At 36.8% G+C, this 18,527-nt stretch carries 19 protein-coding genes and 2 tRNA genes; 20 read left to right on the forward strand and 1 reads right to left on the reverse strand.

Annotated elements, in window-relative coordinates; translation table 11 throughout:
* Positions 1-6 precede the first annotated feature (6 nt).
* Complete coding sequence (locus ATE92_RS00355) at positions 7-510, forward strand: phosphoribosyltransferase family protein (protein WP_100801813.1); 504 nt, start codon at positions 7-9, stop codon at positions 508-510.
* On the opposite strand, the gene ATE92_RS00360 is transcribed toward ATE92_RS00355, so the two are convergent.
* Positions 502-1,023 (reverse strand): shikimate kinase, encoded by a 522-nt coding sequence (locus ATE92_RS00360; RefSeq protein WP_100801814.1) that lies wholly within the window; start codon positions 1,021-1,023, stop codon positions 502-504. The two genes, ATE92_RS00355 and ATE92_RS00360, sit on opposite strands and share 9 nt — an antisense overlap.
* 150 nt (positions 1,024-1,173) lie before the next feature.
* Here ATE92_RS00360 and ATE92_RS00365 point away from each other — a divergent pair.
* From ATE92_RS00365 to ATE92_RS00465, 19 genes are all read left to right on the forward strand, one after another.
* Positions 1,174-1,246, forward strand: a tRNA-Lys gene (locus ATE92_RS00365).
* A gap of 188 nt (positions 1,247-1,434) precedes the next feature.
* Positions 1,435-1,517 (forward strand) — tRNA-Leu (locus ATE92_RS00370).
* 107 nt (positions 1,518-1,624) lie between these two features.
* Positions 1,625-2,524 (forward strand): MerR family transcriptional regulator, encoded by a 900-nt coding sequence (locus ATE92_RS00375; RefSeq protein ID WP_100804292.1) that lies wholly within the window; start codon positions 1,625-1,627, stop codon positions 2,522-2,524.
* 65 nt (positions 2,525-2,589) lie between these two features.
* Entirely contained in the window at positions 2,590-4,047 is a 1,458-nt protein-coding gene (locus ATE92_RS00380; RefSeq protein ID WP_369819642.1) for a phytoene desaturase family protein, read from the forward strand.
* 4 nt (positions 4,048-4,051) lie between these two features.
* On the forward strand, positions 4,052-4,894 hold the full coding sequence (locus tag ATE92_RS00385) for a phytoene/squalene synthase family protein (RefSeq protein WP_100801816.1): 843 nt from the start codon (positions 4,052-4,054) through the stop codon (positions 4,892-4,894).
* 314 nt (positions 4,895-5,208) lie between these two features.
* On the forward strand, positions 5,209-5,658 hold the full coding sequence (locus ATE92_RS00390; RefSeq protein WP_100801817.1) for a sterol desaturase family protein: 450 nt from the start codon (positions 5,209-5,211) through the stop codon (positions 5,656-5,658).
* Positions 5,659-5,661: 3 nt separating this feature from the next.
* Positions 5,662-6,357 (forward strand): lycopene cyclase domain-containing protein, encoded by a 696-nt coding sequence (locus tag ATE92_RS00395; protein ID WP_100801818.1) that lies wholly within the window; start codon positions 5,662-5,664, stop codon positions 6,355-6,357.
* Positions 6,358-6,434: 77 nt separating this feature from the next.
* The gene (locus tag ATE92_RS00400) at positions 6,435-7,634 is read left to right on the forward strand and encodes a tyrosine-type recombinase/integrase (RefSeq protein WP_100801819.1); all 1,200 of its coding nucleotides are present in this window, start codon (positions 6,435-6,437) and stop codon (positions 7,632-7,634) included.
* A 786-nt stretch (positions 7,635-8,420) separates the two neighbouring features.
* Positions 8,421-9,041 carry a dihydrofolate reductase family protein gene (locus tag ATE92_RS00410; protein WP_100801821.1) on the forward strand — a complete coding sequence of 207 codons (621 nt, stop codon included), beginning with the start codon at positions 8,421-8,423 and terminating at the stop codon, positions 9,039-9,041.
* Positions 9,042-9,299: 258 nt separating this feature from the next.
* Entirely contained in the window at positions 9,300-10,187 is an 888-nt protein-coding gene (locus ATE92_RS00415; RefSeq protein WP_100801822.1) for an amidohydrolase family protein, read from the forward strand.
* Positions 10,188-10,360: 173 nt separating this feature from the next.
* Complete coding sequence (locus tag ATE92_RS00420; RefSeq protein ID WP_157809511.1) at positions 10,361-10,999, forward strand: hypothetical protein; 639 nt, start codon at positions 10,361-10,363, stop codon at positions 10,997-10,999.
* Between the two features lie 253 nt (positions 11,000-11,252).
* Positions 11,253-11,765 (forward strand): hypothetical protein, encoded by a 513-nt coding sequence (locus tag ATE92_RS00425; protein ID WP_100801824.1) that lies wholly within the window; start codon positions 11,253-11,255, stop codon positions 11,763-11,765.
* Positions 11,766-11,956: 191 nt separating this feature from the next.
* Positions 11,957-12,670, forward strand: coding sequence for a DUF6090 family protein (locus tag ATE92_RS00430; RefSeq protein WP_100801825.1), 714 nt, complete (start codon positions 11,957-11,959; stop codon positions 12,668-12,670).
* Between the two features lie 157 nt (positions 12,671-12,827).
* Entirely contained in the window at positions 12,828-13,163 is a 336-nt protein-coding gene (locus tag ATE92_RS00435) for a hypothetical protein (RefSeq protein ID WP_100801826.1), read from the forward strand.
* Positions 13,164-13,421: 258 nt separating this feature from the next.
* Positions 13,422-14,315 carry an alpha/beta hydrolase gene (locus tag ATE92_RS00440; RefSeq protein WP_100801827.1) on the forward strand — a complete coding sequence of 298 codons (894 nt, stop codon included), beginning with the start codon at positions 13,422-13,424 and terminating at the stop codon, positions 14,313-14,315.
* A 797-nt stretch (positions 14,316-15,112) separates the two neighbouring features.
* Positions 15,113-15,577, forward strand: a complete 465-nt coding sequence (locus tag ATE92_RS00445) for a hypothetical protein (protein WP_232729083.1) — start codon at positions 15,113-15,115, stop codon at positions 15,575-15,577.
* A gap of 269 nt (positions 15,578-15,846) precedes the next feature.
* Entirely contained in the window at positions 15,847-16,380 is a 534-nt protein-coding gene (locus ATE92_RS00455; RefSeq protein ID WP_100801830.1) for a dihydrofolate reductase family protein, read from the forward strand.
* A gap of 288 nt (positions 16,381-16,668) precedes the next feature.
* On the forward strand, positions 16,669-17,394 hold the full coding sequence (locus ATE92_RS00460) for a DUF6090 family protein (protein WP_198515579.1): 726 nt from the start codon (positions 16,669-16,671) through the stop codon (positions 17,392-17,394).
* Positions 17,395-17,695: 301 nt separating this feature from the next.
* Positions 17,696-18,445: a DUF6090 family protein gene (locus tag ATE92_RS00465; protein ID WP_157809513.1), complete on the forward strand. Its 750-nt coding sequence runs from the start codon at positions 17,696-17,698 to the stop codon at positions 18,443-18,445.
* Positions 18,446-18,527: the final 82 nt, after the last annotated feature.

An 18,527-nucleotide genomic window follows, 5' to 3' on the forward strand; every position in this document is an offset into this window, starting at 1 on the left:
TTCTCCATGACCCAAACCAGCACAGTTATTTTAGACAAAAAGCAGATTGATCACAAAATAAGACGCATTGCGTATCAGATTTATGAAACCAATGTAAATGAAAAGGAAGTGATTATAGCCGGAATCAAAGAGAATGGCTTTTTATTCGCAAAAAAATTGAAGACTGTGGTTGAAAAAGTATCTCCGTTAAAAGTTATTTTATGTGAAGTAATAATCGATAAGAAGAAGCCCACCAATCCTATAAAAACCTCTTTGGAACCAAAAGAGTATCAGAACAAATCGTTGTTGCTGGTTGATGATGTCTTGCACTCGGGCACTACGTTAATTTATGGTGTGAAGCATTTTCTACAAGTACCATTAAAGCAATTTAAGACGGCGGTTTTGGTAGATCGTAATCATAAAAAATTTCCTATTAAAGCCGATTTCAAAGGAATTTCTCTTTCTACTTCCTTGAATGAAAATGTGGCGGTTATTTTTGAAAAAAACAACGATCGCGCTGTTTTAGAATAACAGAACTATAATTTTAGCAACGATTTCCTGTACGCCGGCTTCGCCTGTGTTTACTGTAAAGGTAGCTTGTGTGTAGTAATGCGAACGTTCGAACAAATGCTTTCGAATAAAATCTTTTAGAACTGCCTCTGTTTGCAAATGAGCGATGAGCGGTCTGTGCGCCTTTTCCGAATAGAGTCTTGTGGTGAGCACCTCCAAAGAGGTTTGAAGGTAGATGGTGATTACATTGGGTTGTGTTGAGAGGAAGGTGGTGGTATCCCCGTAACAGGGCGTCCCTCCTCCGGTAGCTATTACTAATTTTTCGGGAGAGGAAATTAAATCCTGCAGTATCTCCTTTTCGATATTTCTGAAATAGATTTCTCCTTTTTCATTAAAGACTTCTGAAATGGTTTTGTCTTCTCTCTTTTCAATTTCGGAATCTAAATCGATACAATTGTAATTTAATGTGGAGGCCAATTGCTTTCCAACCGAAGATTTTCCACTTCCCATATATCCAAAAAGTACAATTTTCATGCTTTGATTTATCGTAGAATTATTCAAAAATACTGATAGTTAAAGAGATTCCTTTTTTTTTCAAATTTAATTTAATTAAGCTTTGAAAAATAAATAAAAGGATAGTATATTTGCACCCGCCTACCGAGAGGGAGGCAGGCATTCAAGGAAGACCTGGTAGCTCAGTTGGTAGAGCACCTCCCTTTTAAGGAGGTGGTCCTGGGTTCGAGCCCCAGCCAGGTCACAGAATGGCAAGTTCCTTTTACAAAAGGGGCGAGAAGTTTATCTCGAGCGCCAGCCCGACAGAGTCATTCTGGCGGGAAGCCGAGAGAAGCCCCAGCCAGGTCACCAAAAAAAGTTAAACCCTTGGTTTAGCTTTTTTTTTGTTTTACGGTTGTCTTAGTTACATTTGGCAAGCTCAAATTAAGAAATACCCGGGTGCTGGAATTGGTAGACAGGCACGGTTGAGGGCCGTGTGTACTAGTTACGTGTGGGTTCAAGTCCCATTCCGGGTACAAAAGTCATCTTTTAAAGATGACTTTTTTTTGTTCAAGAATTTTATATCTTTCCTAAACATTTCGCATTCTTTTTAGTATTTTTCCTGACAAATTGAATGCAGGATATGAGCGTTAAAACACAATTTAGTATAAAAGATCTTGAGAATCTTAGTTCCATAAAGGCGCATACCATTCGAATTTGGGAAAAGAGATATAAGCTATTATCACCCGAACGAACCAGCACCAATATTCGATATTACGGCGTAGAAAGCCTGAAACGATTGCTGAATGTAAATTTGCTCTATAAAAAGGGGCATAAAATCTCCAAAATTGCAGAGCTCTCTAACGCCCAAATACAAGCTCTTATAGAAGAGGAATCTGAAACTGCTCAAGAACTTATTGCGATCAAGAATTTTAAATCGGCCATGTTCGATTTCGACGCAGGGTTGTTTCATTCAACTTTTGAAATGTTATCTGAAAACAAATCCTTCAGCGAAATTTTTACAGAAGTATTTTTGCCGCTACTTTCAGAAATTGGCATACTCTGGCAAACCGGAAGTATCGATCCTGCTCACGAGCATTTTATTTCAGAATTGATAAAACAAAAGGTGATTGTGAGTATTGAAACCCTTCATAAAGATTTCAGAAAGGAGCACGACAAAACCTTTGTGCTCTACCTTCCGCTTAACGAAATTCATGAAATAGGACTTCTATATTGCAACTACGAAATACTTTCGGCAGGATATAAAACTATTTATCTGGGGAATAACATTCCGCTGGAAAGTCTACAGTATGTCCTTAAGCATCATGACAACATAATTTTTCTTTCCTATTTTACAGTGGCACCCCACGGGGAGTCCCTCGAAGCGTATGCCGATAATTTTAAAAAAACAATACAAGCGGTCAAACCTTGTACTCTGTGGATTATGGGAGCGCAGGCTAAGGGAATCAATTCAACAAAATTTCCGGAAGGTGTCCGTACTTTTTCAGGCATTTCTGAATTTGTTACTACCCTGGAAACCTAACAAATTCATAAAAAGTAACAAAATTCAATTTTGTTTATTATTTTTACAAAATCGTTAAACATATTATGAAAGACATTGCTATTATCGGTTCGGGATTTGCTTCACTAGCCGCGTCCTGTTATTTGGCCAAAGCCGGTAATACTGTCACCATTTACGAAAAGAACGACACTGTTGGAGGAAGAGCCCGACAATTTATACAAGACGGCTTCACTTTCGATATAGGACCTACCTGGTACTGGATGCCGGATGTGTTTGAACGTTTCTTTTCCGATTTCAATAAAAAACCTTCCGATTATTATGAGCTTGTAAAACTGAATCCGGCCTATAGCGTCTACTTTGGCAAGAACGATTGTATTACTATTGAAGATACCCTCGAAAAAATTTGTATTGCCTTTGAAGAAGAGGCACCCGGTAGTGCACAAAAACTGCGACAGTTTATCAATGAGGCGCAGGATAACTATGAGATTGCCATCAAAGATCTGGTCTATAGGCCGGGAGTTTCCCCTTTGGAACTTATGACCTGGGAATCACTCAGTAAAATAGGTCAGTTCTTCAGCACTATTCGCAAGGAAGTTCGCAAGGAATTTAGCAATCCAAAGCTTGTCGCAATTCTTGAATTCCCAGTACTATTTTTGGGAGCCAAACCTTCCAACACACCTGCTTTTTACAGTTTTATGAACTATGCCGACTTCGGGTTGGGGACATTTCATCCAACAAACGGTATGTATACAGTGATAGAAGGAATGAAAAGTCTGGCCGAAGAATTGGGAGTAGTTATTAAAACAGGTGAAATCGTAGAGAAAATTGTGGTGGAAGACAAAAAAGCCATAGGAATTTTTTCCAATAAGCAATTAATCGCTGCCGATGTTGTGCTAAGCGGTGCCGATTACCATCATACCGAAACGCTTTTGGATAAAAGGCACAGACAATATTCTGAAAAGTATTGGAATGCTAAAGTCTTCGCCCCCTCTGCCCTGCTCTTTTATGTAGGCTTCAGCAAAAAAATGGAGCACGTAACGCATCATACGCTTTTCTTCGATGTAGATTTTGAAGCACATTCCAAGGAAATTTACGATAGTCCGCAGTGGCCTGAAGACCCGCTCTTCTATGCCAGTTTCCCATCTATAACAGATGTTTCTGCAGCGCCTGAAGGCAAGGAGGCAGGTATATTTCTAATCCCATTGGCGCCGGGGCTTGTCGATATTCCTGAAGTTCGAGAAGAATACTTCGAAAAAATTATGACCCGATTTGAAAAAATCACCAACCAGGAAGCTAAAAAATACGTTATATTTAAGAAATCGTTTTGTATAAACGATTTTGTAGCCGATTACAATTCGTATAAAGGAAACGCTTACGGACTGGCAAACACGCTCTTTCAAACTGCTTTTTTACGGCCAAAACTAAAAAGCAAAAGGGTGAAAAACCTATTTTTTACCGGTCAGTTGACCGTCCCGGGGCCGGGAGTGCCACCCTCACTTATTTCGGGGAAACTTGTAGCCGGACTTATAACCAAAGAAAACTAAAATTGTGAAGGAATTATTCGACATAGTATCTAAAACATGCAGCAAAAAGGTAACCCATACCTACAGTACTTCCTTCTCGCTTGCCACGCGAATGCTCGCGCCCGGCATACGGCAGGATATCTATAATATTTATGGGTTTGTGCGATTTGCCGATGAGATTGTAGATTCGTTTCACGAGTATGATAAAGAGACCCTGTTTGATCGTTTCGAGCAGGATTTGGAATACGCGCTTTCAGAAAAAATAAGTCTGAATCCCATCCTGAATTCTTTTCAGCATAGCGTGCACACCTACGGAATTGATCGTCATTTAATCAATTCGTTTATGCAAAGTATGCGCTTTGACCTTACCAAAAAAGTGTATTCGACCAAGGCCGATTATCAAGAATACATATACGGCTCTGCCGATGTGGTGGGGCTAATGTGCCTGAAAGTATTTGTGAAAGGTGATGCTGAAAAATTTGAACAATTAAAAGACGCCGCCATGAGTTTGGGGTCGGCATTTCAGAAGGTGAATTTTTTACGGGATTTGAAAGAAGATTTTGAAGGCTTGAGTAGAACCTATTTCCCAAACACCAATCTGAATGCACTGGACGAGGCTTCCAAAATGGTTATTATTGACGATATTGAAGAAGATTTTAAAAAGGGGTATCAGGGTATTTTATTATTACCCTCGGAAGCTAAATTCGGTGTTTTTATGGCGTATCGGTATTACCGACGCCTGCTGAAAAAGTTGCGTCGCACCCCTGCTATTGACATTAAAAACACACGTATTCGGGTTCCCAATTACGAAAAATTCGGACTGCTTACACGGAGTTATGTGAAGTTTCAGTTGAAGATGGTTAGGTAGTGAAGGGTGAAGGGTGAAGGGTGATTAGAGAAGAGAAAAAAGAAAAAAGAGAGGAATTTAGGGCATAAAGCATATAAAATAGTGAACAGTGAGCGGTGAAGAGAGAATAGCCAAGAGGGAAAAGCCAAGAGGGAAAAGGGGACAGCAGTTTGATTCGCTTTACTTAAAATTTAAAACTTAAATCCCAAATCTCAAATCTACAATCGTAAATTGTGAGCGGTGAGCAGTGAAAAGGAATTAGGAATTAGGAATTAGTAATTAGAGAAATTTTAGGTATGAAGCGTATAGCTTATTGCCTATAGCTTTTAAAAACAATGAACATATTTTTTTGGATAGTAATTTTTGTAACCACCTTTTGTGTGATGGAATTTATGGCGTGGTTTAGTCATAAGTATATCATGCATGGTTTTTTGTGGAAGTTACACAAAGATCATCACCATAAGGATCACGGCAGCTGGTGGGAGCGCAACGACTTTTTCTTCCTCTTTTATGCAGCGGTGAGTATTGGCTGCTTTATTGGATGGCAGTACTATGGCTTCTGGGCCGGGCTTCCTATTGGACTGGGTATTTTTGTATATGGCGTCGCCTATTTTATGGTTCACGATATTTTTATCCATCAACGTTTTAAGTTATTCAGAAATGCAGACCATTGGTACGCACGCGGAATTAGACGTGCGCATAAAATGCATCATAAACACTTGGGGAAAGAGGAAGGCGAATGCTTCGGAATGTTGTTTCCGCCGTTAAAATATTTCAAAAAATAAGGAATGAAGTATCTGTACCTTTATTTAAATATAGGCTCTTTCCTTATTCCGTTTCTTTTCAGCTTTCATCCAAAACTTAAATTCTACCGTAAGTGGAAATCACTTTTCCCGGCCATCGCTATTATGATGGGCGTGTTTATAACCTGGGACATTATTTTCACGCAACAAGGCATTTGGGGGTTTAACGAGGCGTATGTTTCGGGATTATACCTTTTTAACCTTCCGATTGAAGAATGGCTCTTTTTTATATGCATCCCCTATGCCTGCATCTTTACACATTATGCCTTGCAGTATTTTTTTCCGAAGTTTAGCTTTTCAGAAAAAACAACCAATGTCATTTATATAAGTCTGCTTACCCTATTAATTCTAACGCTTTGGTACACCTACGACCGCTGGTACACCCTAATAAATTTCAGCTATACCATTTTGCTGCTGGGCTGGGTTTACAACACAAACAGGAAGCTTTTAAGCAGCTTCTTCCCTACTTTTATAGTGATTCTACTACCCTTTTTTATTGTCAACGGAATTTTAACCGGAAGCGGACCGGAAGCACCGGTTGTTTGGTATAATGACGCTGAAAATTTGGGCATTCGCATTGTAACGATTCCTATTGAAGATACTATGTATGCCTTGAGTATGTTGCTAACCGTTTTAGTTTTTACTGAAAAATTCGAAAAAAAGAAACGGGTTGTCGTTTGATTTCTTCCTTCAATTGTCTTATTTTTAAACATTCACTCCCCGGTTTATAGTTTTTTGAAATAACTAAAACTATACCGATGAAAATAACCTTAGAGCCCTTTGTTCACAGGGGTATTAGTGCCGTTGGCATTCGATTTTCCTTTAATTTTGAATTGAAAGAGTACCTCAAAAAATTTGATGGCATACGATGGAGTCAGACCCACCGGTGTTTTTATGTTCGCAATACCGCGATGGTTCTGGCAGCTCTTGTAAAGTATTTAAAAGCCGAAAACTACGTTCCCGATTTGGAAGCGTTCGAAAGTAAAAAGCGTAGAAAAAGACGTTTTGTGCGACAACCGGGGCAGATACTTCCTGCTTTAAAGCCCCACAATGTTTTGGTGTATCAAAACTACATCAAGTATTTACAGGGAAAGCGTTACAGTGAGAGTACGGTTGCCGTTTACGGGGGATTTGTACAGGAATTTTTACAATTTACAGGGAACAAACCCACCGCAGATCTTACTGAAAATGATGTGCGTTTGTATATAGAATGGGCTGTAAAAACCCTGAATTACGCCATAAGTACACATCGGCAGTTGGTGGGCGCCATAAAGCAATTCGCTTTTTTCTATCCTGCCTGCGCTATAGACCCGGAAAAACTGAACAGGCCACGAAAGGACCATAAGCTTCCTACTGTTTTGAGCAAGGAAGAAGTGATAGAAATTTTGCGGGTAACCCGAAATTTGAAGCATAGAACGGCATTGGCATTATTGTATTCTTCGGGGTTACGCGTAGGGGAGGCAATTAATTTGAAATTGAATTGTTTTGATTTTGAGCGGAAGCAGTTACATATTAAAAACAGCAAAGGCCGCAGTGACCGGATGGTGATTTTGGCAGATAGTTTTATTCCGTTGTTTCAAAATTATTATATGACGTATCAACCGAAGGTATTTTTTATTGAAAATCCGAATGGCGGAAAATACAGTGCGGGGACGATACGCACTTTTTTAAAACAAAGTTGTAAATTAGCCGGGATCACTAAGTTGGTGACGCCGCATACGTTGCGGCATAGTTACGCGACGCATTTGTTGGAGAATGGCACCGATTTGCGGTATATACAGGTGTTGTTGGGGCATAGCAGGCCGGAGACGACGATGATTTACACGCATGTGGCGCAGCGGTATTTACAGGCAATAAGGAGTCCGTTAGACACTACGTTGTTATCGATGTCCCGGGATAAGGATCATGGAAATCCGTTTTTATCCGATGGCCTGTCCGGGATAAAAGCTATAAAATAAAACATATAACACGTTGTGCTTAATTTACGAACTGAATGAACAAAGAGAATGTTTTACTTATAATTTGGATAATTTTCGGATTTGTCTTTATAACAGCAATTGATTCTCTACTATATCTTTTTACTCATCTAATATACTTTGTAGAATCTGAATTAAGATTGTCATATAGTTTCCTTCAATACTCAATTCCATCAATTACATTCATCGCGTATATTTCAACAACATTTTTAATTCTAAAAAGAATCAAAGCTAAGTCAGATTCGGAGGGAATTTATTTGAGAAATTTTCCAAAAAAGACATTCATAATTCTTGCTCTTATTGCAATCTTTCTAAATCCAATTACGAATAAACTTTCTGGACTTTACGCAGAGCATAATGCTTATATACAAAGCGGGAGTTCAAGTGAATTTATATCTTTCTACGGTTGGATGCATTTCGGAATTGGATTTTCAAGATGGGTCGTTCTTATAGTTTTGGTTTTTGTGTATATGAATAAAATCAAAGATGACCGATTAAAAAACTAAGCACAACATCACCTATAACTGCAATGCTAACTTTGTAGATAGAACGAAAAGTCAAACAAATAATGTACTTTTAACTAACCGAAAAATATAAACTAGCGGCTTTGCCATTGCTCCGAAACGCACGCTGACGCTTCCAACCGGGCTTCGCCCGTTTCTCTAGCCGAGGCTGCCGCAGGCGCACCGCACCATAGCTGCGAGCGTTGGCGGTAATTGAAAAAAAATAAAAACATAAATTCATAAAAACGAACAATAAAAAAGCTTTATGAGTAAAATCATCTTCGACAGCGGAATTTCACTTGATGGTTTTTTTGCAGGTGACAATAGAAGCCCAAAAAATCCAATGGGTGGCGTTTCAGGAAAACTACACCAGTGGATGTTTATTCAAAAAGCATTTTGGAAACACATCAAAATGCAAGGCGGTGAAGAATATGGTACGGACAGTAAATTAATTGACGAAGTGTTTGCACGGACTGGCTCTTACATCATGGGAAAACGAATGTTTGAAGAAGGCGAAGTCGTTTGGGCAGAAGATTTATACGAAGCAGATGTTTATGTACTCACTCACGAAAAAAGAGAACCCTGGGTTCAAAAAGGTACAACAACTTTTTATTTCATCAATGACGGAATAGAAAGTGCGTTGGAAAAAGCAAAACAATCAGCTCAGGGAAAAGACATTAGAATACAAGGTGGTGCGAATACTATTCAACAATTTCTTAATGCAGGACTTGTTGATGAATTTTTTATTCACATAGCACCAGTTTTCTTGGGTAGTGGAATTAGATTATTTGACGGAATCGACAAAAACAAGTATAACCTTGAAATTTTGGAAGTAATACCATCTGACTTGACGACACATTTGAGATATAAGCTGACAAAAAAATAGGAACAACTACCGCCAACATCACCTATAGCTGCATTGCTAAGTTGGTTAGGTTAATGAAAAATCGCACAATTTTACTTACATTTAGCTAACCGAAAAATATAAACTAGCGGCTTTGCAATCGCTCCGAAACGCATGCTGACGCTTCCAACCGGGCTCCGCCCGTTGTTCTTGCCAAGGCTGCCGCAGGCGCACCGACCTGTCCTGAGCGAAGTCGAAGGGCCATAGCTGCGAGCGTTGTGAGTAATTAAAACCAAATAGATGAAGAAATATAAAAAAATTAATCTGACCGTTATTTCCCTTTTTATTTTAGTATCAGTCAAAGCTCAAATAATAGATGTACATCTTCACAGTTACACTGATGCAGATTATTGGGGAGGTCGAGTGCATCCAACAGGAATTGAATCCCCTAAAACTGCTGATGAACATTTAAAGAAGACAATTGCTCTTATGGACAAGCATCAAATAGAGTATGCTGTTGTAAGTGGTTCTATAGAGAGTATAGAGAAATATGTTAAAGCAGATTCAAGGTTTATTCCCGGATATATGGATAGTGAACAGCTAATTCCAATAGACAGGTTTGAACTTCTAATAAAGGAAGGGAAAATAAAAGTATTTGGCGAAGTCTCCGGTGTCTATTATGGACGTCCGTTAAATGATCCTATTTACTCACCTTATCTTGAGATTTGTGAGAAATACGAGATCCCAGTTGCTTATCATACTGGTGGTGGCCCACCAATGACCCCTTACAGATGCTGTCCAAATTTTAGAATCACATTAGGAGACCCATATCTTGTTGAAGATGTACTTGTTAAATTTCCGAAATTACAACTTTATTTAATGCATGGTGGAGAAGTATACTTTGAAAATTCGGTAAGAATGATGAAAATGTACAGCCATTTGTATATCGATTTAGGCGTTATTTTATGGGTTGATCCTATTATTAAAGATTATGGAGTTAGACTACTTAAATTAGCTCAAAAAGCCAATGTACTAGATCGAGTTATGTTTGGTACTGATCAAATGGTTTGGCCTGGTGCTATTTCTAAATCAATTGAATTCATAAATTCTTTGGATTTTTTAAGTGAGGATGAAAAAAGAATGATTTTATATAATAATGCCAAAACATTCTTAAAAATTTCTAAATAACTACTCACAACACCGTATATAATTTATTGCTAGTTCTAGCCTACTTACGAAAATTGCTGGCGCCAGTTCGCACTTCGTGCTCGTGTCTCGCGGATTTTCTATTCGGTTTGTATTTGCTAAATTAGGTGCTTAAAAGACGCAACAAACCATATACAAAAACGTTGCCATTAATTATGAAAATCAAACTGCTAATAATAATATTCGGGTTTTTATTTTGTATTCCTGTGGTCAATGCTCAGAATGACAATTTGGAACCAGTTGAAAGTATATTTGATGATTATGACTTCCTTTTTGAATACTACTCCCACGTCAGAAAAATTTTAATGAATGGAATGTCTGACTATCCAGAAGTTCGCTTTTTAATAATTCCTTCCTTTTCACCAGAAGAAGTTGTCTCTATTGCCAAAGAGAATGAAGTTTATTTTATCGTTCATCATAAAATGGAAAAGAGTATCTGGTATACTGAAAAGAATAAGAACAAAATTCAAGTACAAAAGAAAAAAGTTGAGATATCAAAACCCGATGTATTACTCTTTAAAGAGTTATTTAAACAAGCCATAAAAAATCGAAAATATCCTGACAAAGAAATTATGGGAAATGATGGAGTTAATTACTACTTTTCGGTTGCAGACGCTCACCCATTGAAAACGGGAACCGTCTGGTCACCGAAACCGGGAAGCAAGATGGATAGACTTAAAGAAATTGGGTATGCTCTAATAAATTTAGTGAAAGAGACGGATTCTGGAAGAATAGCAAAACCAAATTCAGAACTGATTGAACAAATAAAAAAATTGACAATTGAGTTAAAATAACTAATGGCAACATCACCTATAACTGCAGTGCTAAGATGGTTAAAAGAATTAAGTTTCCTACTTCAAAATAATATCTTAACTTTCTGAAAAATAACCAAAGCGGCTTTGCCATTGCTCCGAAACGCACGCTGACGCTTCCAACCGGGCTTCGCCCGTTTCTCTAGCCGAGGCTGCCGCAGGCGCACCGACCTGTCCTGAGCGAAGTCGAAGGGCCATAGCTGCGAGCGTTAGCAAAAATTTAATACCAACCGAAATGAACAAAATAATTCTAACATCACTAAGCATAATTTTTACTTGTAATTCAATTTTCGGACAAACGAACGAAGAAAAATATGCGAAAGATGTGAAATCAATAGATGCAATAATTAATGCATATTATGATGTTGTTTCAGGTTCGAGTAGTGACCCTTGGGAATTCGAAAGAGATAAATTTATTCATTCAGAAACTGCTGTAATCACAAGATTGGATGAAAATGGAAAAGCGGAATCACATACTCTTGAGGCGGAATATATACCAATAGGATTATCACCGAAAGAGGATTTTTACGAAAAGGAACTTAAAAGAACAGTAAGCAAATATGGAAATATTGCCCAAGTTTGGAGTGCATTTGAAATACGAACTGACCCAAATACGGAATCTAATATTAGAGGATTAAATAGTATTCAACTACATTATGAAAATGGAAGATGGTTTATTGACAGTTGGACTTGTGAAATGGAATCTGATAAAAACAATATTGTGACTGACTTTTTAAATGAAGAATAAAAAACTTTTGCTAACAATGTATAACCGCAATTACGGCGGATTCGACTACCCTTCGACTGCGCTCAGGGCAGGCTCAAGCGAATCCACTCGGAATTGCTAACGTCAGTTCTTAACCGAAAGTCATTAACTTTAATCCCGTAACTGACGGTTATACGAGACCGTTGTGCTTAATTATGTCCAACAAATAACCTATGATAAAATTTTTTAGAAAAATTCGTCAAAATTTACTCTCTGAAAACAAATTCAGCAAGTATTTAATTTATGCGATTGGAGAAATAATACTTGTTGTTATTGGTATCTTGATTGCATTACAATTAAACAATCTGAATGAAGAAAGAAAGAATAGAGAATTTGAAAAGGAGATACTTGCCCAAATTGAAGAAAATTTAAATAACGACAAACTGGCTTTAAAACAAATCGTAAATGACTTTAGTTTAGCTATAACTTCATCTGAAAAAGTTCTACGTTCTAAAGTATCTGATAAAACTGAAGATAGTATAAAAGTATGGCTTGGCAACATCATTATGTTTGACCGATTTCAGCCTCTTACAAATGCCTACGAGGTATTAAAATCGAAAGGGCTTGATAAAATTTCAAACAAAAAACTACGCTTTTTACTTGGAAAATATTACGATGATGAAGCTTCACATATGGTAAAGTCGACTAACGATATTGAATTGACTTTTAATACTCATTGGTTACCTATTCTATTTGACGAAATGGTTGAATTTGAATTTAAAAAATCTGTCGAATTAAAAGACTACAAAATATTGTTAAATCCGTCAAAAGCACAGAATATATTAAAACTAAATCGTGACAATCTTGCTTCTGGAATTAATAGACTAAATATCGGATTAGCTACAATTGTCAAAATACAAAATTTAATAGAGGAAGAAATAAAATAACGTAAGCACAACAATGACTATAATTCATTGTGGCTGTATGCAAAAAACAAAAAATAGGAACCATCAAACGGCCTGATTTCATAAGTGGAAAAGTCTTCGACGTTTCCCACAACGAAATCATAGCCTAACCGTTGGCAAACATTTTTGAAAACTACTAATGAATTATATTTGGAAAACTTTTGACAAAGGTTCTTCGATAGGTACCACCGGATCTGAGAACGGAGTGATTATTCGAGATGAAGAAAATACATTTGGAGCTAGAATTACTTTAGAGAAAGAAGGTTCGATTGCTCCTTATTCCATTACCATCGGAATATATGGCATTATGTTTCACACCGATTTTTATGCGAATTTAGAACAATCTGATATTGCTTTTAATCATTTTAAAACAAAAATTGAAAAAGTAATTGAACACAACTCAATATCGGAAAATGAAAGAAATTCTGAATGGAATAAAAAACAAAACAATTTATTAGACTCTCTGACTGATTAAAACGTTAGCCAACATCACCTATAGCTGCAGTGCTTTGTTGGTTAAAAGAATTAAATTTCCTACTTCAAAATAATATCTTAACTTTCTGAAAAATAACCAAAGCGGCTTCGCCAGTGCTCCGAAACGCACGCTGGCGCTTCGAACCGGGCTCCGCCCGTTTCTCTAGCCGAGGCTGCCGCAGGCGCACCGACCTGTCCTGAGCGAAGTCGAAGGGCCATAGCTGCGAGCGTTGCCAGCAATTAAAAAAAACCGGACTAAATGAAAAAAACAGCTGTACTCTTGACCATCATTTCTTTACTGATGCTTACATCTTGTTCGAAAGATTTGACTTCGGTTCCAGATAAAACAGCGGAACAAATTTCGGCTACCTACCAAATAGAAAAAGATGTAGCGTATGGAACTGATTCCGAACAGAATATGGACATCTATCTTTCCAAAGAAGCAAAATCCTATGGAAAGAATAATTACACAATTGTTTTCCTACACGGAGGAGCCTATTATTTAAGCGACAAAAGAGAAGAAGAAAGATACATCGAGCCTTATTTAAAAAAAGGGTTAAATGTTATAAATATGAATTACCGATTAAAAAGAGGAATTCCAATGGCAACTACGGATTTAACGAACGCTTTAAATTTTCTGAAAGCAAACAATAACGACTACGGTTTGAACTTGAATAACATTATTGTGACAGGTTTTTCCGCTGGAGCTCAAATTGCAACTAATGTTGGTGTATCTCAAAACAACTCTGAATATCCAAATAAACTAAATAGCGGAATAAAAATAACTGGAGTAATCAACTTTTCTGGACCTGTTGATGGATTGGACATTGTGGAAAAGATTTTTGTTGACCATGATTATGAATTATTTAGTAAAGCTGGTAATGCCCTTTTCCCATCGGAAAGTTATGAATCAAAAGAAAAAATAGCAGTTTACGAACCAATAACATATCTCGACAAAAATGACCCACCAATATTTATTTGGCACGGAGGAAAAGACGACCAAATTCCCCCTGAAACATTCGTAGAATTCGTTGAACTACTCAACGACGAAAAAGATTTTGTAGATTATAATCCTGATGGTTTGCATAGTCCAAACGAAACTGAATTAAATGACTCATACAAAAAGATTTTTAAGTTTTTAGACGATATATGAATAAAAATAACTGCTGGCAACAACGGCTATAAGTAATTGCTACAGTTGAGTAAATTGATTGGCTTTCCCACAAATTAACTATCTTAACTTCCGAAAAATTTAAAAAAACGGCGCATCCAACGCTGCTGAATCGCACGCTGATGCTTCCAACCGGGCTCCGCCCGTTTCTCTAGCCGAAGCTGCCGCAGGCGCACCGACCTGTCCTGAGCGAAGTCGAAGGGCCATAGCTGCGACCGTTATATGCTAGCAACTTTAAAATGAAAAAGAACATTGTCCTCTTACTGACTTTTTTAAGCTTTGTGGGATTCATTATTTGTACTTTTTACTGTTTACACTATAAACTCGCTCCAGACCAACAAAATATCCCAAATCTGACTATTCCAATCACTATTTTGACTATTTGCGGAATCACTTTCGGAATTCTTTTGTTTCTTCAAGTGTTTGGATTTATTAAGCCGAAATAAACGGCCAGCATATAACATCACCTATAACTGCAGTGCTAACTGGTAAATAGTATTGCGATTCTTACAAAAAAGACTATTTTTATTTAACCGAAAAATAAACCAAGCGGCTTTGCCATTGCTCCGAAACGCACGCTGACGCTTCCAACCGGGCTTCGCCCGTTTCTCTAGCCGAGGCTGCCGCAGGCGCACCGACCTGTCCTGAGCGAAGTCGAAGGGCCATAGCTGCGAGCGTTGTGGTACATTAAAAAATCAAAATTGAAAATTCGATACAGCATTATAATTTGCTTGCTATTAAGCATAAATAGTTTTTCTCAAAACCGAGAAATTGAAATATTGGAAAATTTCAAAATCACTCAAAACATTTCTGATTTATTTACCAAAAATAATACTCAAGAATCAATAGCGAATGGATCAATTTATCGAAAAACGTTTTTATTCTTTAGAAAAAAAATAGGAAACTATAGTTCAACAGTTACTCATAAAGACACCGTGATATTGACTATCGCTAAATCCAAAAAATACAATGACAAATCTAAGACGGTAAATGAAAATTATTTTTTCGATAATAATGAATTATCAAAGTATACGAGATTAGTTGATACGGGTAAAGATTCAGTTCAAATATCAAAATTATACAAACAAATACTTAACGATAAAATTGTAATTAAGAGTAATAAGACTATTCATGGAGAGTCTGAATTACAGGCGCAAAATCGATTTGATCAAATTAAAAAGAATATCGAGCGCGAATTGAATTATTATGTTTCATTTATAGAGACATCTAGAATAGCTTACTAATAACGTACCACAACATCACCTATAGCTGCAGTGCTAAGTTGGTTAATAGTATTGTGATTCTTACAAAAAAGACTATTTTTAGCTAACCGAAAAATTAACCAAGCGGCTTTGCCATTGCTCCGAAACGCACGCTGACGCTTCCAACCGGGCTCCGCCCGTTGTTCTTGCCAAGGCTGCCGCAGGCGCACCGACCTGTCCTGAGCGAAGTCGAAGGGCCATAGCTGCGAGCGTTAGAATTGAAAACTTTAAAAAAATCAACTAATTACAGAATGCGAAAACTAATAATTTACATTGCAACAAGTTTAGATGGGTACATTGCCAAACCTAATGATGATCTAAGCTTTCTAAAACTAGTAGAAAAAGAAGGGGAAGACTATGGATATGAAAAATTTACCCAAACTATAGATACCATTATCCTAGGCAGAAGAACTTATGATTGGGTGGTTAAAGAAATAGGATCTTCTCACTACGATAATGGAGAAAGAAATGTCTACGTTATTACAAGAAAACCAAGAACTAAAGTTGGTAAAACAAAATTCTACACAGGAGATTTAACTGAATTAGTTTTACAACTAAAATCAGAAAATGGGAAAAATATTTACTGCGACGGCGGAGCAGAAATAATAAATGAACTTTTAAAGAATGACTTGATTGATGAGTTTATTATTTCGATCATCCCAATATTGCTAGGCAATGGAACAAGGCTATTTAAAGATGGAAGACCAGAACAAACACTTAAATTTGTTAATGCAAAAACATTTGACACAGGATTAACACAATTATATTACAAACGAAAAAACTAAAACAACGAACCGCCAACATCACCTATAGCTGCAGTGCTATGTAAGTTCCTAGAATTAAATTTCCTACTATAAAATAATATCTTAACTTTCTGCAAAATAACCATAGCGACTTTGCCATTGCCCGCCCTTTCCGGACGGATCACCAACAAGTCCTGAGCATGTCGAAGGGCCATAGCTGCGAGCGTTGTGGTACATTATCTAAAATCCCAAATTCATTTATTAGCCTATCTTTAGAAAAACTAACCTCTAATGATTAAATTCTTCAGAAAAATTCGCCAAAACTTACTCATGGAAAATAAAACCGGAAAGTATTTTAAGTATGCTTTAGGTGAAATTATACTTGTGGTTATTGGTATTCTCTTTGCGCTACAAATCAATAACTGGAATCAACAACGCGTTCAGAATAAAGAAGAGCATCGGGCTTTAATAAATTTAAAGTTGGATTTTGACTATAATTATATTACCCTAGATAGTATTATAACCAGAACTGAAAAATCTATTGCATTACAAACTACTATTTTAAATCATACCGGCAATAAACCACGGCCTAAGACAGAAATTGAGTTCGATAGAGCAATTAATGCTCTAGCGGCTTTATCAGTATATTTTCCAAAGAATGGGTATTTGAATGACCTTTTAAATTCTGGGAAATTAGACATTCTTAAAAACACAAACCTTAGGAATAGATTGTCATCATGGAATTCTGTTTTAATAAATATTAAAGACAAAGAAAGAAATGTGGAAGATCAAATAGATAAATTCTATGATATTATGCATAAGCGAGGAAGTTGGTTAAATCTTGATGAAGTAGCGACAATTTCAGTCCTCACAAATGATCCACTTCCAAGATCCGGTTTTGATATTGATAATAGACATTTGTTAGACTTAATAGAGTTTGAAAATACAACCGAAAATATAATATTTCAAAATAGATCTGTTTTAATACGTCAAAAATTGGGTTTAGATTTAATTAGAGAAATCAAAGAGTTATTAGAAAAAGAAATTAAAGAATAACGAAGGCCTGCCTGCCGGCAGGCAGGAAGAACACAGTATAACCGCAATTACTCGATGAGTAATTGAATTAATATTCCTACTTTTAAATAAAATTAATAGGTTCCGAAAAATCGCAGAGGCGACTCCTCTTGCGGCTAAATCGCACGCAGCGTAGAGCGCTGCTTCCAACATTTGCTCCGCAAATTTTGTTCTGCCAAACCAGCCGCCAAACGTAAATGACGGCTATACAGGGCCGTTGAGCTTCATTATTAGAAACCGCTAAACAATGATAAAATTCTTCAGAAAAATTCGCTACGACCTTATGGAAAAAAATAAAACTGGAAAGTATTTGAAATACGCCGTTGGTGAAATAGTTCTTGTAATGATCGGTATTTTACTTGCGTTACAAGTAAATAACTGGAATGAAATCAGAAAGGATAATATAAAAGAACAACAAATATTAAGACAATTAAAAGATGAATACATTGCCAATCTTTTACAATTAGAACAAAAAATTAATCATCGGAAAAGAATAATTGAAACGGCCACTAAAGTACTGCAATATATTGATGAACCAAATGATGTGGATACAGATAGTCTTAATTCTCAATTAAACGTAATGATTGGTAGTCCTGCATTTAAACCTATAGAGAATAACCTAATTAATTCTGGCAATATTCTTTTGATTAAGAATGAAAAATTGAACCAATTACTAACTACTTGGCCAACTGAGGTATTAGATATACAAGTAATTGAAAGAATCTGGTTCACAAAGATGTGGGAATCAGTTATTCCTTTGTACAGTGATCTTGGAATACTTCGTGATGGATTTTATAAATGGTGGAATGACGAACAAAATCTGAAATGGATCTTGGAGGGAACTAATGTAAATCCATTTTATAAACCAAAATCAAGCAAAGCATTAAAATCAAGTGAGATTTTAAATAAAAAGGAACTTGAAGGAGTTATCTCTGTTGCTGTTTCAGTTAATTATGCTGCAAACGTACAATCTCAAGTGGTACGTAATCGAATTCTTGAAATTTTGGAGTTATTAAACAACGAACTAGATTAATAAATAACGAAAGCCTGCCTGCCGGCAGGCAGGCACAACAATGTATAACCCCAACAGACGGTTATACGAGACCGTTGTGTTT

Source organism: Ulvibacter sp. MAR_2010_11 (assembly GCF_002813135.1).
Lineage (GTDB): Bacteria > Bacteroidota > Bacteroidia > Flavobacteriales > Flavobacteriaceae > Altibacter.

Coding starts and splice junctions, on each gene's coding strand:
- ATE92_RS00355 (WP_100801813.1), top strand. CDS start 7: ATGACCCAAACCAGCACAGTTATTTTAGACAAAAAGCAGATTGATCAC.
- ATE92_RS00360 (WP_100801814.1), bottom strand. CDS start 1,023: ATGAAAATTGTACTTTTTGGATATATGGGAAGTGGAAAATCTTCGGTT.
- ATE92_RS00375 (WP_100804292.1), top strand. CDS start 1,625: ATGAGCGTTAAAACACAATTTAGTATAAAAGATCTTGAGAATCTTAGT.
- ATE92_RS00380 (WP_369819642.1), top strand. CDS start 2,590: ATGAAAGACATTGCTATTATCGGTTCGGGATTTGCTTCACTAGCCGCG.
- ATE92_RS00390 (WP_100801817.1), top strand. CDS start 5,209: ATGAACATATTTTTTTGGATAGTAATTTTTGTAACCACCTTTTGTGTG.
- ATE92_RS00395 (WP_100801818.1), top strand. CDS start 5,662: ATGAAGTATCTGTACCTTTATTTAAATATAGGCTCTTTCCTTATTCCG.
- ATE92_RS00400 (WP_100801819.1), top strand. CDS start 6,435: ATGAAAATAACCTTAGAGCCCTTTGTTCACAGGGGTATTAGTGCCGTT.
- ATE92_RS00410 (WP_100801821.1), top strand. CDS start 8,421: ATGAGTAAAATCATCTTCGACAGCGGAATTTCACTTGATGGTTTTTTT.
- ATE92_RS00415 (WP_100801822.1), top strand. CDS start 9,300: ATGAAGAAATATAAAAAAATTAATCTGACCGTTATTTCCCTTTTTATT.
- ATE92_RS00420 (WP_157809511.1), top strand. CDS start 10,361: ATGAAAATCAAACTGCTAATAATAATATTCGGGTTTTTATTTTGTATT.
- ATE92_RS00425 (WP_100801824.1), top strand. CDS start 11,253: ATGAACAAAATAATTCTAACATCACTAAGCATAATTTTTACTTGTAAT.
- ATE92_RS00430 (WP_100801825.1), top strand. CDS start 11,957: ATGATAAAATTTTTTAGAAAAATTCGTCAAAATTTACTCTCTGAAAAC.
- ATE92_RS00435 (WP_100801826.1), top strand. CDS start 12,828: ATGAATTATATTTGGAAAACTTTTGACAAAGGTTCTTCGATAGGTACC.
- ATE92_RS00440 (WP_100801827.1), top strand. CDS start 13,422: ATGAAAAAAACAGCTGTACTCTTGACCATCATTTCTTTACTGATGCTT.
- ATE92_RS00455 (WP_100801830.1), top strand. CDS start 15,847: ATGCGAAAACTAATAATTTACATTGCAACAAGTTTAGATGGGTACATT.
- ATE92_RS00460 (WP_198515579.1), top strand. CDS start 16,669: ATGGAAAATAAAACCGGAAAGTATTTTAAGTATGCTTTAGGTGAAATT.
- ATE92_RS00465 (WP_157809513.1), top strand. CDS start 17,696: ATGGAAAAAAATAAAACTGGAAAGTATTTGAAATACGCCGTTGGTGAA.